This is a genomic window from Mycobacterium conspicuum, assembly GCF_010730195.1.
Lineage (GTDB): Bacteria > Actinomycetota > Actinomycetes > Mycobacteriales > Mycobacteriaceae > Mycobacterium > Mycobacterium conspicuum.
The window spans coordinates 3,365,999-3,380,894 of sequence record NZ_AP022613.1 but is presented as its reverse complement, the minus strand read 5'-3'; the positions used below and the strand labels follow the sequence as shown (position 1 = coordinate 3,380,894).

At 70.0% G+C, this 14,896-nt stretch carries 13 protein-coding genes; 10 read left to right on the top strand and 3 right to left on the bottom strand.

Translation table 11 applies throughout. The features are described from left to right. On the bottom strand, nt 1–1,044 hold the full coding sequence (gene idsA2 / locus G6N66_RS15570) for a bifunctional (2E,6E)-farnesyl/geranyl diphosphate synthase (RefSeq protein ID WP_139825151.1): 1,044 nt from the start codon (nt 1,042–1,044) through the stop codon (nt 1–3). A gap of 120 nt (nt 1,045–1,164) precedes the next feature. Between idsA2 and G6N66_RS15565 the strand changes: the two genes are divergently transcribed. Continuing rightward, a complete protein-coding gene (locus G6N66_RS15565; protein WP_085232479.1) occupies nt 1,165–2,055 on the top strand; it encodes a mycobacterial-type methylenetetrahydrofolate reductase in 891 nt (296 codons plus the stop codon). Here G6N66_RS15565 and lppM read toward each other — a convergent pair. Together lppM and G6N66_RS15555 are read right to left on the bottom strand one after the other, a co-directional pair. Then, nucleotides 2,037–2,684: a lipoprotein LppM gene (gene lppM, locus G6N66_RS15560; protein WP_085232480.1), complete on the bottom strand. Its 648-nt coding sequence runs from the start codon at nt 2,682–2,684 to the stop codon at nt 2,037–2,039. The two genes, G6N66_RS15565 and lppM, sit on opposite strands and share 19 nt — an antisense overlap. 119 nt (nt 2,685–2,803) lie before the next feature. Further along, entirely contained in the window at nt 2,804–3,421 is a 618-nt protein-coding gene (locus G6N66_RS15555; protein ID WP_085232458.1) for a GNAT family N-acetyltransferase, read from the bottom strand. Between the two features lie 276 nt (nt 3,422–3,697). On the opposite strand from G6N66_RS15555, the gene G6N66_RS15550 reads away from it, so the two are divergent. From G6N66_RS15550 to murD, 9 genes are all read left to right on the top strand, one after another. Further along, nucleotides 3,698–4,102 carry a DUF3040 domain-containing protein gene (locus G6N66_RS15550; RefSeq protein ID WP_085232457.1) on the top strand — a complete coding sequence of 135 codons (405 nt, stop codon included), beginning with the start codon at nt 3,698–3,700 and terminating at the stop codon, nt 4,100–4,102. A gap of 360 nt (nt 4,103–4,462) precedes the next feature. Next, the gene (gene mraZ, locus G6N66_RS15545) at nt 4,463–4,894 is read left to right on the top strand and encodes a division/cell wall cluster transcriptional repressor MraZ (protein WP_085232456.1); all 432 of its coding nucleotides are present in this window, start codon (nt 4,463–4,465) and stop codon (nt 4,892–4,894) included. Between the two features lie 187 nt (nt 4,895–5,081). After that, on the top strand, nt 5,082–6,074 hold the full coding sequence (gene rsmH / locus G6N66_RS15540; RefSeq protein ID WP_085232455.1) for a 16S rRNA (cytosine(1402)-N(4))-methyltransferase RsmH: 993 nt from the start codon (nt 5,082–5,084) through the stop codon (nt 6,072–6,074). After that, a complete protein-coding gene (locus G6N66_RS15535) occupies nt 6,071–7,207 on the top strand; it encodes a hypothetical protein (protein WP_163645854.1) in 1,137 nt (378 codons plus the stop codon). The genes rsmH and G6N66_RS15535 overlap by 4 nt, the downstream gene beginning before the upstream one ends. Next, nucleotides 7,204–9,120: a peptidoglycan D,D-transpeptidase FtsI family protein gene (locus G6N66_RS15530; RefSeq protein WP_085232968.1), complete on the top strand. Its 1,917-nt coding sequence runs from the start codon at nt 7,204–7,206 to the stop codon at nt 9,118–9,120. Before G6N66_RS15535 ends, G6N66_RS15530 begins: the two co-directional genes overlap by 4 nt. A 163-nt stretch (nt 9,121–9,283) precedes the next feature. Further along, complete coding sequence (locus G6N66_RS15525; protein WP_372515934.1) at nt 9,284–10,843, top strand: UDP-N-acetylmuramoyl-L-alanyl-D-glutamate--2,6-diaminopimelate ligase; 1,560 nt, start codon at nt 9,284–9,286, stop codon at nt 10,841–10,843. Further along, nucleotides 10,840–12,345 (top strand): UDP-N-acetylmuramoyl-tripeptide--D-alanyl-D-alanine ligase, encoded by a 1,506-nt coding sequence (locus tag G6N66_RS15520; protein WP_085232966.1) that lies wholly within the window; start codon nt 10,840–10,842, stop codon nt 12,343–12,345. Before G6N66_RS15525 ends, G6N66_RS15520 begins: the two co-directional genes overlap by 4 nt. Beyond that, entirely contained in the window at nt 12,342–13,421 is a 1,080-nt protein-coding gene (gene mraY, locus G6N66_RS15515) for a phospho-N-acetylmuramoyl-pentapeptide-transferase (protein WP_085232965.1), read from the top strand. The genes G6N66_RS15520 and mraY overlap by 4 nt, the downstream gene beginning before the upstream one ends. Further along, the gene (gene murD / locus G6N66_RS15510) at nt 13,414–14,895 is read left to right on the top strand and encodes a UDP-N-acetylmuramoyl-L-alanine--D-glutamate ligase (RefSeq protein WP_085232964.1); all 1,482 of its coding nucleotides are present in this window, start codon (nt 13,414–13,416) and stop codon (nt 14,893–14,895) included. Before mraY ends, murD begins: the two co-directional genes overlap by 8 nt. Nucleotide 14,896: the final 1 nt, after the last annotated feature.

The following is a 14,896-nucleotide window of genomic DNA, read 5'->3' as shown; positions in this document are numbered from 1 at the left end:
TTACGACGACCGATTGGTGGCCAGTGTGACCAGTCCGGACAGGGCGGATTTGGCCGTCGCATCGATCGGCGCGGCCGCCAGGGTGTCCAGCGCCCGTTGAGTGAGCGCCGCGATACGGTCCTCGGCCGCGGCGAGCGCGCCCACCGACTCGATGATGTCGCGCAGCTGACGCACCTGCGCATCGGTCAGCGGGCTACCGATGGAAGTTCGTAACACGTTGGCCGCCAATGGATCTGATCTATCCGCCAGCTCCATCGCCTCAGCGACCAGCACGGTGCGCTTGCCGGACCTCAGGTCGTCGCCGGACGGTTTCCCGGTCACCGCCGGGTCGCCGAACACGCCGAGCACGTCGTCGCGGAGCTGGAACGCGACCCCGACGTCGTGCCCGAATTCGCCGAAGATCTCGTGGACGTCGGGCCGGTCGGCGGCGGCGGCCGCCCCCAGCTGCAGCGGACGGGTCACGGTGTAGCACGCGGTTTTGAAGGTGGCGACGGACATCGCCGGGGCGATCGATTCGGCGCCACTGGCCTCGGCGACGATGTCGAGGTACTGCCCGCCCAGCACCTCGGTGCGGATGTCGGCCCACACGCGACGGACTCGGCGGTGCGCATCGGGCGGTAAGTCCGTGCGGTAGACGATGTCATCGGCCCAGGCCTGCGCCAAGTCGCCGGCCAGGATCGCGGCGGAAATCCCGAACTGGTCCGGTGATCCGCGCCAATGCCGCTCGCGGTGCAGCGCCGCGAAATGCTGGTGGATGGTGGGCTTGCCGCGCCGGGTTGAGGATTCGTCGATGACGTCGTCGTGCATCAGGGCGAATGCGTGCAGCAGTTCCAGCGCGGAAAACAGCAGCAGCACACCGGGTTCGGGATCCCGGGTGGTCACGGCCCGCCAGCCCCAGTAGGCGAATACCGGCCGCAGGCGCTTGCCGCCCCCGAGTACGAAATCTTCCAGGCCGGCGATCAATTCGCCGATGCCGATGTGGGCGGCCTGGTTTCGACGGTCGTGCAAGTACTGCCGAAGTTGGTCGGTGACGGCGTCGGCCAATTCGGCGGTTGCCGCTGCTTGCACGCTCAGTGCGGCGCCCCTTCTGCTCGGTTGGCCCGCCGGTGTTTGGCAGGCCCGACCAGTGTATTCGGCGCACCGGCCCGCCCCTATGCTGTCGTGGTGCCCAACCTCAACACCATCGCACTCGAGCTGGTGCCGCCCAACGTCGATGACGGCAGTGAGCGGGCACTCGATGACGCCCGCAAGGTGGTGCAGTACGCCGGTGAATACGGACTCGACGGCAAGATTCGGCACGTCATGATTCCGGGGATGATCGCCGAGGACGACGATCGGCCGATCGCGATGAAGCCGAAGCTGGACGTGCTGGACTTCTGGTCGATCATCAAGCCGAAGTTGCCCGAGTGCAACGGCTTGTGCACGCAGGTCACCGCATTCATGGATGAGTCGTCCCTGCGCGGACGGCTCACCGAGCTGCGCGACGCCGGGATGGAGGGGGTGGTCTTCGTCGGCGTGCCGCGCACCATGAACGACGGCGAGGGCTCCGGTGTCGCCCCGACCGACGCGCTGTCGATCTACCGCGAGCTGGTGCCCAACCGCGGCGTGATTCTGATTCCGACGCGCGACGGCGAGCAAGGGCGGCTGAACTTCAAGTGCAATCAGGGCGCGACCTACGCCATGACCCAATTGCTGTACTCCGACGCGATCGTGGGTTTCCTCGCCGAGTTCGCCAAGAACACCGATCATCGCCCCGAAGTGCTGCTGTCGTTTGGCTTCGTTCCCAAGGTGGAGGCCAAGACCGGCCTGATCAACTGGCTGATCCAGGACCCGGGGAACGCGGCGGTGGCCGAGGAGCAGGCGTTCGTCAAACGCCTGGCGGCCAGCGAACCGCCGCAAAAGCGCCAGCTCATGGTCGACCTGTACAAGCGGGTGATCGACGGCGTCGCCGACTTAGGTTTTCCGCTGAGCATCCATCTCGAGGCGACGTACGGTGTTTCCGGACCGGCGTTTGCCACCTTCGCCGAGATGCTCGCCTACTGGTCGCCCGGCTGATTGCGCGGCGCGGTGAACCGCTCGGACCGGTCCCGGCTGAGCCAGGCCAGCACCGCCACCACGGCGGCGGCCGCGAACGAGGCGATGCCCAGCCACACCCCCGCGCCGGTAAACGACCGGGTATTGGGATCGGTGTAGCGCGCTTGGGCGGTCAGGGTGCTCACCACGCCGGGTTTGAGCTTCCACTGGACCGTCTCGGACTCGATGCGGTCACCGTTGGTGGAGGTCACGACGCCGGGAAAGGTCACCGTCAACTGTACGTCGGCGTCGTTGTCGGTGACCGAGGTGAGATCCGCGCGGCCTTCCAGGATCACCAGGTTGCCGTTGCGGCGTAGGGACAAATTGACCCCCGCAGCGTCGGAGTTCATGTGGGCGAGCTGCGGCACCTCGGCGAAGGTCAGATCGGAGAACACGGCCTGCGAGCCGACATAGCCGTCGCTGTCGTAGTTCGACACCGCCACCTTCTGGCTGAACGGCAGATCGCCGCCGAGCTGCGGGCCGGGATCCTTGGGGCTCTTCGGCTTCGCCGCCGCGATGATCTCCCCGGACACGGTGTCGTCGGGTGAGATGGTCAGCGACGCCCTGACCCGCAGGCAGCCGGTGGCCAACGGGACGATCAGCAGCAGCATGGCGACGGCCAGCAGCCGGCGCCGCCGGCGGGCGGGATGGGGGAACGAGCTGGCGCGCACCAGGTCATCGTGCCAGACCCGGACGGCCGCGTCGGCGCGCCGGGCCAGTACAGGGGCGTCTACAAGGGAAGCGTGCGGCCGAGGATCGCGAACGGGCGCGGGTCGCCGGCGAAGTGGTAGCCGCGGATGACGTCCTTGAAGCCCAGTCGGCGGTACAACCGCCAGGCGCGGTTGGCCTCGCCGTCGGTCTCCGGAGTTGAAAGCAGGACGTTGCGTTCGTTGCGTCCGGCCAGCAGCCGGCGGGCCAATGCCTCGCCGAGGCCGCGGCCCTGCGCGCGGGGGTGAATGTGCAGTTCGGTCAGCTCGAAGTAGCTGGTCATCAGTTGAGCGATCTCCTGCGGTGGTGAGCCGCCGCGTTGTAACCCCAGCACCACCTGCTGCTGCCACCATTGACCGGGTGCCCCCGGGTAGCCGTAGGCGACGCCGAGTAGCGGGGGGTCGTTCGACTTGGGCCGGGTCGACACCGTCGGCGTCTCTTTTTTCGGATCGGCTTCTTCGGATGTCTCTATGGCGGCCACGCCCTGCCAGCCGCGTCGGCGGATGTGCTCCAACCACATGGCGGCGCGCTGGTTCACCGTGCCCCGTGGGTAGCGCATCGCGTCAACGTAGACACTTAGGGCATCGCTGAGACGGCGCTCCATCTCGTTCGGCGGCAAATCGATGAGGAGTATCGCCAACTCGCGGTGTCCTCCTCGTCCGATGCGCCGTTCACTGCCATGGGGGTGCGTCCTTTCGCCATTATCGGACTCGGGGGCCGGGGTCGCCGAGGGGAGGGCTTTGATGTGACGCCGCGCGAGCGTTCCCGTCCGCGTCCGCGCCGCGATATGGCCGGGATAGAATCGCTCCCGAACCAGTGGTACGGCGCAGATTCTGCTCGTATCATCTGAGTTAGTTGCCCGCACACCGGGCATTCAAGTTCTGTCGAAAGCCAGCCCGTCGGCAAGGAGGGACGAATGCCACTCTCCGATCATGAGCAGCGGATGCTCGATCAGATCGAGAGCGCTCTCTATGCCGAGGACCCGAAATTCGCCTCGAGTGTGCGTGGCGGAGGGTTCCGGGCGCCGACCGCGCGTCGGCGCCTCCAGGGCGTGGCGTTGTTCGTCGTGGGTCTGGCGATGTTGGTGTCGGGCGTGGCTTTTCACGCCACCTGGATCGGAACCCTGCCGATTCTCAGCGTTTTCGGCTTCATCGTGATGTTCGGCGGCGTGGTGTTTGCTATCACCGGTCCGCGGCTGTCCGGTCGGGGCGATCGTCCCGGGTCGGGCCCCGGAATGTCGCGCCAGCGTCGCGCCCGGGGCGGCGGGGGATCATTCACCAATCGCATGGAGGATCGGTTCCGCCGCCGTTTCGAGGACTAGCGGGACCTAAAGGGGACTAACGGGTTCAACGGGGCAGCCATCGGCTGCCCCGTTGTCGTGTGGCCGGACCCCGTTTCGACTCCAAACAGCGGCCAAATCGAGTCCTGCCGACGCCGATCGGCGCCCCACTGCGCCCCACCGACGCTGCAGCCGCCCATTTTGGTCCTCTGAAATGCGGTTTTCCGACTAGGCAAACGGCCCGTGCGCGGACGTCCAGGCGCCCGGACGCCGGGTAGGTGGCAGATGCACGGGAAAACCGCGACGTGTCGCCCTAGATATGGGGCAAAGTGGGGGATTGTGGGGTATGGTGGCTGAAGTGTTTGGGCGAGCCAGGAGCCGGTTCGGACGGGAGGTGAGCTGGTGTTTCTCGGCACCTACACGCCCAAGCTCGACGACAAGGGGCGACTGACATTGCCCGCCAAGTTCCGCGACGCACTGGCAGGAGGGTTGATGGTCACCAAGAGCCAAGACCACAGCCTGGCTGTCTATCCGCGAACGGAGTTCGAGCAGCTCGCGCGCCGGGCCAGCCAAACGTCGCGGAGCAACCCCGAAGCCAGGGCGTTCCTGCGCAACCTGGCCGCCGGCACCGACGAGCAGCACCCCGACGCCCAGGGCCGGATCACGCTGTCGGCCGACCACCGCCGCTACGCCAACCTGTCCAAGGATTGCGTGGTGATCGGGGCGGTCGACTTCCTCGAGATCTGGGACGCGCAGGCCTGGCAGGACTACCAGCAGACCCACGAAGAGAACTTCTCCGCAGCCAGCGATGAAGCACTCGGCGACATTATCTAATGCGTGGCGACCCGCTACGCCCGGCTCCGCCGCGCTTGCGATCACCACGAGATCTGAGGCGCGTGCCCGTGCACCGTGGCCTCTGCCCGAACCGACCCTGGCGTACTTCCCCAACGCCAGGTTCGTGCCTTCGGACAGGGACCTCGGTGCAGGGGCTCCTACCCTGCAAGCTCCGGTAGGCCGCACGATGCCCGATGGCTCAAGCGATTTCGGGCACCTGCCCGTACTGCTGGACCGTTGCGTCGCCTTGCTTGCCCCGGCACTGACCCGGCACCACTCGGACGGCTCCGGAGCAATCCTCGTCGACGCCACCCTCGGCGCGGGCGGGCACGCCGAGCGCTTCCTGACCGAGTTTCCGGGCCTGCGACTGATCGGACTCGACCGCGACCCGAGCGCGCTCGACATCGCGCGCGGCCGGCTGGCGCGCTTCGCCGACCGGATCACGCTGGTGCACACCCGCTACGACGGCTTGCCCACGGCGCTGACCGAATCCGGTTATGCCGCAACCGAATCGGTCGACGGAGTGCTGTTCGACCTCGGGGTTTCGTCGATGCAGCTGGATCGCGCCGAACGGGGCTTCGCCTACGCCCAGGACGCGCCGCTGGACATGCGGATGGACCCGGAGTCGCCGCTGTCGGCGGCCGACATCCTCAACGAGTACGACGAGAAGGCGCTGGCCGGCATCCTGCACCGCTACGGCGAGGAACGCTTCGCCCGCCGCATCGCGTCGCACATCGTCCGGCGCCGGGCCCAGGCCCCGTTCACCTCCACCGCCGAGCTGGTCGAGCTGCTCTACCAGGCGATTCCGGCCGCTGCCCGACGCACCGGCGGGCACCCGGCCAAGCGCACGTTCCAGGCGCTGCGGATCGCGGTCAACGACGAGCTGAACTCGTTGTCGGGTGCTCTTCCCGCCGCGCTCGACGCGCTCACCGGGTTGGGGCGCATCGTGGTGATGGCGTATCAGTCGCTGGAGGACCGCATCGTCAAGCGGGTGTTCGCCGACGCCGCCGCCTCGCGCACACCGCCGGGCCTTCCGGTCGAACTTCCCGGCCACGAGCCGCGATTCCAGTTGTTGACCCACGGCGCCGAACGGGCCGACGCCGCAGAAATCGAACGCAACCCCCGCAGCGCCCCGGTGCGACTGCGGGCCCTGCAACGCGTCGGAAAGGGCGAGTCATGAAGGGCAAGCGCGAGGCTCAGGTGTCAAAGAACCGCCGCAACGTCGACCGTTCGGGCGGACGCGACACCCGCCGGCGGGCAAGCGGCACGACCGAGGCGGCGCCCCCACGTCGTACCCGGTCCCGTAATGCGACGAACTCGGCCCGCACCCGCGAGGCCAGGACATCCGGTCCGCAAACCAGCCCCATCGCCCGGCCCGTCGAGCGGCCGTCCCGCGCCAAGAGCACAAGCCAGGCCAAGGCGCGGGCCAAAGCGCGGAAAGCCAAGGCGCCCAAGGTTGTTCGGCCCCGCCTGACCGAGCGCCTGGCCATCAGGCTGGCGTCGATCGATCTGCGGCCCCGCACGCTGTTGAGCAGGGTGCCGTTCGTCGTGCTGGTGATCGGTGCGTTGGCCGTCGGCCTGGGCCTGACCCTGTGGTTGTCCACCGACTCCGCCGAGCGGTCCTACCGGCTCAGCGACGCCCGCCAGCGGACCAAGGTGCTGCGCGAGCAAAAGGAGTCGCTGGAACGCGATGTGCGCGAGGCGCAGTCGGCGCCGGCACTGGCCGAGTCGGCCCGCAAGGAGGGCATGATCCCGACGCGGGACACCGCCCATCTGGTCCAGGACCCCGCGGGGAACTGGGTGGTGGTCGGCACGCCCAAGCCGGCCGACGGTGTTCCGCCGCCCCCGCTGAACGCCCCGATTCCCGAGCCCGGCCCGCCGCCGCCCCCGCCGCCGCCGGCCGTTCCGTTGGAGGTGCCGGTGCGCGTGGAGCCCGGCGCCGGCGCCCCGCCCGCGCCGGTCAGGACCGGGCCCGAGGCGCTGCTGCGCGCTCCCGACGGCTCCTCCACCGTCGGCGGCCAGCACCTGCCGCAGGCCGCCCCGCGCCTGCCCGGGACGCCCGGGTCGGCCCCGCTGCCGGGGCTGCCCGCTCCGAGCGCACCGTCGCCGGCTGCGGGACCGGCCGAGGTACCGGTGCCGGTGGGTGGATTGCCCGCTCCGGTGGCCACCCCGCCCGTTCCCGCCGTGCCGTTGGTGCCGGGCGCCGCCTCGGTGCACGCGCCGTCGCCGCTCCCGGGGGCGACGGCGCCGGCACCCGGAAACGGTGAGCAGTTCGGCCCCGTCGCGGTGACGGCTCCGGGCGCCCCACGGTGAGGGGCGCCAAACGGAGCGGCCGGTCGCAGCCCAAGCCGGCGCCGCGCGTTAAGCCGCAGGGTCATTCGGCCACCGCTCGGCGCACCCGGCAGGTGGTGGAGGTGGGTACCCGCGGCGCGTCGTTCGTGTTCCGGCACCGGGCCGGCAATGCCGTCATCCTGGTCCTGATCGTGGTGGCCGCGGTGCAGTTGTTCATCCTGCAGGTGGCGGACGCGCCGACCCTGCGGGCCCAGGCCGCCGGGCAGCTCAAGGTCACCGACGTCGCGAGGGCGGTGCGCGGCAGCATCGTCGACCGCAACAACGACCAGCTGGCCTTCACCATCGAATCGCGCGCATTGACGTTCCAGCCCAAGCGAATCCGCGCGCAGCTGGAGGAGGCCAAGAAGAAGAACCCGGCCGCCCCCGATCCGCAACAGCGGCTGGCCGACATCGCCAAGGAGGTCTCCAGCCGGCTGAACAACAAGCCGGACTATCAGACCGTGCTGAAGAAGCTGCAGGGCAACGACACCTTCGTCTACCTGGCGCGTGCCGTCGACCCGGCCATCGCCAGCACGATCTCCGAAAAATACCCCGAGGTCGGTTCCGAGCGGCAGGACCTGCGCCAGTATCCCGGTGGGGCGCTCGCGGCCAACATCGTCGGCGGCATCGACTGGGACGGGCACGGGTTGCTGGGTCTCGAGGACTCGTTGGACTCCGTGCTGTCCGGGACCGACGGCTCGATCACCTATGACCGCGGATCCGACGGCGTGGTCATCCCCGGCAGCTACCGCAACCGCCACCGGGCGGTGAACGGTTCGACCGTCCAGCTCACCATCGACGACGACATCCAGTTCTACGTGCAGCAGCAGGTGCAGCAGGCCAAGAACCTGTCCGGGGCCCGCAACGCCTCGGCCGTCGTGCTGGACGCCAAGACCGGCGAGGTGCTGGCCATGGCCAACGACAACACCTTCGACCCGTCGCAGGACATCGGGAAACAGGGCGACCGGCAGCTGGGCAACCTGGTGGTGTCCTCGCCGTTCGAACCGGGCTCGGTGAACAAGGTCATCACGGCGTCCTCGGTGATCGAGTACGGGTTGAGCAACCCCGACGAGGTGCTGCAGGTGCCCGGCTCGATCAACATGGGCGGCGTCAACATCCATGACGCGTGGGAACACGGCGTGATGCCCTACACCACCACCGGCATCTTCGGAAAGTCGTCGAACGTCGGCACGCTGATGCTGGCCCAGCGGGTCGGCCCGGAACGCTTCTACGACATGGTCCGCAAGTTCGGCCTGGGTCAGCGCACCAACGTCGGGCTGCCCGGCGAGAGCGCCGGGCTGGTGCCCCCGATCGACCAGTGGTCGGGCAGCACCTTCTCCAACCTGCCTATCGGCCAAGGCCTTTCGATGACCCTGCTGCAGATGGCGGGCATGTACCAGACCATCGCCAACGACGGCGTGCGGATGCCACCGCGGATCATCAAGGCCACCATCGCCCCCGATGGCACCCGGACCGAGGAGCCGCGTCCCGACGGTGTTCGCGTGGTGTCGCCGCAGACCGCGCAGACGGTGCGCCAGATGCTGCGCGCCGTCGTGCAGCGCGACCCGATGGGCTATCAGCAGGGCACCGGTTCGGCGGCCGCGGTTCCGGGCTACCAGATGGCGGGCAAGACGGGCACGGCCCAGCAGATCAACCCCGGCTGCGGCTGCTACTTCGACGACGTCTACTGGATCACCTTCGCCGGCATGGCCACCGTCGACAATCCCCGCTATGTCATCGGCCTGATGATGGACAACCCGCAGCGCAACGCCGACGGCTCGCCGGGACACTCGGCGGCGCCGCTGTTCCACAACATCGCCGGCTGGCTGATGCAGCGCGAAAACGTCCCGCTGTCACCGGATCCCGGTCCGCCGCTGGTGCTGCAGGCTACCTAGGTTCTCCCGGTAGGGCCGCGGGGCACCGCGGATATCGAGTGTGAATCTACGGCGGCGACACGCCGATGCGCGCCGCCATGAGTTCACACTCGAATCCGTCAGCGCACACTCGATGACCCGGTTGGGGCGCTGCTCCTGGGTAGGGTGGCATGGCCGATCATGGCTGACGGAGGTGGTAGGAGTGTCGGTGCCCACTGAGCTGCGGCCTCGCGCCGTCGCCCGTGTGCGGTTGCCGGCGCTGGCGGCACAGGTCGGCGCGGTGGCGGCCGACGGCACGAATGTCCCGGACCTCGCCATCACCGGCGTGACGCTGCGCGGTCAGGACGTGCGCCCCGGTGACCTGTTTGCGGCCCTGCCCGGCGCGACCACGCACGGCGCGCGCTACGCCGGCGAGGCGATCGAACGCGGCGCGGTCGCGGTGCTCACCGACGCCGCCGGCGCCGCGGAGATAGCCGCTTCGGTGCCGGTCCTGCTGCACCCCGAACCGCGCAGCGTCCTCGGTGGCCTGGCCGCCACCGTGTACGGGGACCCGTCGGACCGGCTGACGGTCGTCGGGATCACCGGAACGTCGGGCAAGACCACCACCACCTACCTGGTCGAGGCCGGTCTGCGTGCCGCCGGGCGAACCGCCGGACTGATCGGCACCATCGGAATCCGCATCGACGGCGCGGACATCCCGGGCACGCTGACCACCCCGGAGGCCCCGGCGCTGCAGGCGATGTTCGCCGCCATGGCCGAGCGCGGGGTGGACACCGCCGTGATGGAGGTGTCCAGTCACGCCCTGACGCTGGGCCGCGTGGACGGCACCCATTTCGCCGTGGGCGGCTTCACCAACCTGTCGCGTGACCACCTCGACTTTCACCCCACCATGGCGGACTACTTCGAGGCCAAGGCCTTGCTTTTCGATCCTCGCTCGCCGCTGCGCGCGGCCACCGCCGTGGTGTGCATCGACGACGACCCTGGGCGCGCGATGGCCGTGCGGGCCAAGCAGGGTGGGGCCACGATCACCGTCAGCGCCACCGGGCAACCCGCGCACTGGCGCGCCCTGGACGTGACGACGATCGGCGCCGGGGGACAGGAGTTCACCTCCGTCGACCCGGCCGGCGCGCAGCACCGCGTCGGCATCCGGCTGCCGGGGAACTACAACGTCGCGAATTGCCTTCTCGCGCTGGCGATTCTGGACGCGTGCGGAGTCTCCCCGGAACAGGCGGCACCGGGGCTGGCCGAAGCGAGCGTGCCCGGCCGGCTGGAACACATCGATGCCGGCCAGGACTTTCTTGCGCTGGTCGACTACGCCCATAAGCCCGGCGCGCTGCGGGCGGTGCTGACCACCCTGCGGGCGCCGGGCCGTCGGCTGGCGGTGGTGTTCGGCGCCGGGGGGGATCGCGACCCGGGCAAGCGCGCGGAGATGGGCGAGGTCGCCGCCGAACTCGCCGACCTCGTCGTCGTCACCGACGACAACCCGCGCAGCGAGGACCCGGCGGCGATCCGCCGCGAGATCCTCACTGGGACAAGCGGATCCGGCTCTTCGACCGAGGTGGTCGAGATCGGCGATCGGCGCGAGGCGATCCGGCACGCGGTCGCCTGGGCGCGGGCCGGTGACGTGGTGGTGATCGCCGGCAAGGGCCACGAAACGGGGCAGCGCAGCGGCACCGAGGTCCGCCCGTTCGACGACCGGGTCGAGCTCGCCGCGGCGCTGGAAGACCTGCGGGCGCGCCGATGATCGACCTGACCGTCGCAAGGATCGCCGAGATCGTCGGCGGCACGCTGGCCGACATCTCGCCGGAGGACGCCGCGCAGCGCCGCGTCACCGGGACCGTCGAATTCGACTCGCGGGCCATCGGTTTGGGCGGGCTGTTCCTGGCGCTGCCCGGGGCACGCTCCGACGGGCATGACCACGCGGCGTCGGCGGTCGCCGCCGGTGCTGCCGCGGTACTGGCCGCCCGGCCGGTCGGGGTGCCCGCGATCGTCGTCAAGCCGGAACCGGGCGAGAGCCGCGCCAGCGTGCTCGAGCATGACCCCGACGGGTCGGGCGCGGCGGTGCTGGCCGCGCTGGCCAAGCTGGCCGCGGCGGTGGCCGCCGAGCTGGTCGCCGGCGGCCTGCGGATCATCGGGATCACCGGCTCGTCGGGCAAGACCTCCACCAAGGACCTGGTGAAAGCCGTGCTCGAGCCTCTGGGCGAGGTGGTCGCCCCGCCCGGGTCGTTCAACAACGAGCTGGGCCATCCCTGGACGGTGCTGCGGGCCACCCGCGGCACCGACTTCCTGGTGCTGGAGATGTCGGCGCGCCATCCCGGCAACATCGCCGAGCTGGCGGCCATCGCGCCGCCCGCGATCGGGGTGGTCCTCAACGTCGGCACCGCGCACCTGGGCGAATTCGGCTCCCGCGAGGCCATCGCGCGCACCAAAGCCGAACTGCCGCAAGCGGTTCCACCATCGGGGGTGGTGGTGCTCAACGCCGACGACCCGGCGGTGGCGGCGATGGCCGAGGTGACGCAGGCGCGGGTGGTCCGGGTCAGCCGCAGCGCGGGAGACGTCTGGGCGGGCCCGGTGACGCTGGACGAACTGGCCCGGCCCCGGTTCACGCTGCACGCGCGAGCGACGAGCGCGGAGGTCACCCTCGGCGTCTACGGCGACCACCAGGTGAGCAACGCCCTGTGCGCGGCGGCCGTCGCGCTGGAATGCGGCGCCGGCATCGAGCAGGTGGCCGCGGCGCTGGCCGCGGCGGGTCCGGTGTCGCGGCACCGGATGCAGGTGACCACCCGCGCCGACGGTGTGACGGTGATCGACGACGCCTACAACGCCAACCCCGACTCGATGCGCGCCGGGCTGCAGGCCCTGGCCTGGATCGCCCACGGTAACCAGGCGAGTCCCACCGAGAAACGCCGAAGCTGGGCGGTGCTGGGCGAGATGGCCGAGCTCGGCGAGGATGCGATAACCGAGCATGATCGCATCGGCCGGCTGGCGGTGCGCTTAGATGTCTCTCGACTCGTTGTCGTGGGAAGTGGGAGGTCGATGAGCGCCATGCACCACGCAGCGGTCATGGAGGGCTCGTTTGGAGCCGAGGCGGTGAACGTCGCCGACGGCGACGCCGCCCTGGCATTGCTGCGAGCCGAACTGCGCCCCGGCGACGTGGTTTTGGTCAAGGCGTCCAACGCCGCGGGCCTGGGTGCGCTGGCCGACGCGCTAACCCGTGACGATCGCGACGATCGCGAGCTCCCATGAGACAGATCCTCATCGCCGTCGCGATCGCGGTGACCGTGTCGATCCTGTTGACCCCCGCGCTGATTCGGCTGTACACCAAGCAGGGTTTCGGCCATCAGATCCGCGAGGACGGGCCACCGAGCCACCACACCAAGCGCGGCACGCCGTCGATGGGCGGAGTGGCGATCCTGGCCGGCATCTGGACGGGATACCTCGGCACCCACCTGGCCGGGCTGGCGTTCAACGGCGAAGGGGTGTCCGCGTCGGGTCTGCTGGTGCTGGGTCTGGCCACGGTGCTGGGCGGGGTCGGCTTCCTCGACGACCTGATCAAGATCCGCCGGTCGCGCAACCTCGGGCTGAACAAGACGGCCAAGACCGTCGGGCAGATCGTCGCCGGCGTGCTGTTCGGGGTGTTGGTGCTGCAGTTCCGCAACAACGCGGGCCTGACCCCGGCCAGCGCGAACCTGTCCTACGTCCGAGAGATCGCCACCGTCACGCTGGCGCCCGCGCTGTTTGTGCTGTTCTGCGTGGTCGTCGTCAGCGCGTGGTCCAACGCGGTCAACTTCACCGACGGCCTGGACGGGCTGGCCGCCGGCTGCATGGCGATGGTGACCGCCGCCTACGTGCTGATCACCTTCTGGCAATACGAAAAGGCCTGCGTCAGCACGCCGGGCCTGGGCTGCTACAACGTGCGCGACCCGTTGGACCTGGCGCTCGTCGCCGCCTCGACCGCGGGCGCGTGCATCGGCTTTCTGTGGTGGAACGCCGCCCCGGCCAAGATCTTCATGGGCGACACCGGGTCGCTGGCGCTGGGCGGCATCATCGCGGGGTTGTCGGTGACCAGCCGGACCGAGATCCTCGCGATCGTGCTGGGTTCGCTGTTCGTCGCCGAGATCGTGTCGGTGGTGCTGCAGATCCTGGCGTTCCGCACCACCGGGCGCCGGGTGTTCCGGATGGCGCCCTTCCACCATCACTTCGAGTTGGGCGGCTGGGCCGAAACCACCGTGATCATCCGCTTCTGGCTGCTCACCGCGATCGCCTGCGGCCTGGGCGTGGCGCTGTTCTACGGCGAATGGCTGGGCGCGATCGGTGCCTGACGAGCTCGACCCGCTGGTGGCAGGCGCGCCCGTGCTCGTCGCCGGAGGCCGGGTGACCGGCCGCGCGATCCTGGCCGCGCTGACCCGGTTCGGGGCGACCCCGACCGTCTGCGACGACGATCCGGCGATGCTGCGCCCCTACGCCGAGGACGGTGTCGCCACCGTGGATCCGGGTGTCGCCGAGCAGTGGATCACCGACTGGGCGCTGGTCGTCACGAGTCCCGGCTTTCAGCCGACGACCCCGGTGCTGGCCGCGGCCGCGGCGGCCGGCGTGCCCATCTGGGGCGACGTCGAGCTGGCCTGGCGGCTGGACGCCGCGGGCCGCTACGGGCCACCGCGACGCTGGTTGGTGGTCACCGGCACCAACGGCAAGACGACGACGACCTCGATGCTGCACGCCATGCTGACCGCCGCCGGACTGCGCAGCCTGCTGTGCGGCAACATCGGCAGCCCGGTGCTCGACGTGCTGGATCAGCCCGCCGACCTGCTGGCCGTCGAGCTGTCCAGCTTCCAACTGCACTGGGCGCCGTCGCTGCGGCCCGAGGCCGGCGTGGTGCTCAACATCGCCGAAGACCACCTCGACTGGCATTCGTCGATGGAGGAATACAGCGCGGCCAAAGCCCGGGTGCTCACCGGCCGGGTGGCGGTCGTCGGCCTGGACGACGAGAGGGCGGCCGCGCTACTGCGCACCGCGCCGGCGCCAGTGCGGGTGGGCTTCCGGCTCGGCGAACCGGGCGCGGGCGAGCTCGGCGTGCGGGACGGTCACCTGGTGGACCGCGCCTTCGCCGACGACCTGGTGCTGATGCCCGCCGCGTCGATACCGGTGCCGGGCCCGTCCGGGGTCCTCGACACGCTCGCCGCCGCGGCGCTGGCCCGCAGCGTCGGGGCGTCCCCGGACGCGATCGGCGCCGCGATCGCGGGTTTCCGGCTGGGCCGGCACCGCGCCGAGGTGGTGGCCCGGCCGGAAGAAGCCGACGGCATCACCTACGTCGACGATTCCAAGGCCACCAACCCGCATGCCGCCGAGGCGTCGGTGCTGGCGTATCCGCGGGTGGTGTGGGTGGCCGGGGGTTTGCTGAAGGGCGCCTCCGTCGACGCGGAGGTCGCGCGCATCGCTTCTCGGCTGGTCGGCGCGGTGCTCATCGGCCGAGATCGCGCCCAGGTTGCCGAGGCGTTATCGCGACACGCGCCCGATGTCCCCGTCGTCCAGGTAGTGACAAGCGAGGATGTTGGGATGCAAGGGATGCATGAGACTGCTGATGTTTCTGGGACTTCTGTTGTTGATGTGACAAAAGATGAAGACGGGACGCTGGGGGCTCGCGTGATGGCCGCGGTGGTGGCCGCGGCCCGTGGCCTGGCCCGACCCGGTGACACCGTGCTCCTGGCACCGGCCGGCGCGTCGTTCGACCAGTTCAGCGGCTATGCCGACCGGGGCGACACCTTCGCGGCCGCCGTGCGCGCGGCGATCCGGTAGC

What these genes read in the sequence shown, in the direction of transcription:
- lppM (WP_085232480.1), bottom strand. Translation starts at nt 2,684, where the DNA reads ATGCTGCTGCTGATCGTCCCGTTGGCCACCGGCTGCCTGCGGGTCAGG.
- G6N66_RS15550 (WP_085232457.1), top strand. Translation starts at nt 3,698, where the DNA reads ATGCCACTCTCCGATCATGAGCAGCGGATGCTCGATCAGATCGAGAGC.
- rsmH (WP_085232455.1), top strand. Translation starts at nt 5,082, where the DNA reads ATGCCCGATGGCTCAAGCGATTTCGGGCACCTGCCCGTACTGCTGGAC.
- G6N66_RS15535 (WP_163645854.1), top strand. Translation starts at nt 6,071, where the DNA reads ATGAAGGGCAAGCGCGAGGCTCAGGTGTCAAAGAACCGCCGCAACGTC.
- G6N66_RS15520 (WP_085232966.1), top strand. Translation starts at nt 10,840, where the DNA reads ATGATCGACCTGACCGTCGCAAGGATCGCCGAGATCGTCGGCGGCACG.
- mraY (WP_085232965.1), top strand. Translation starts at nt 12,342, where the DNA reads ATGAGACAGATCCTCATCGCCGTCGCGATCGCGGTGACCGTGTCGATC.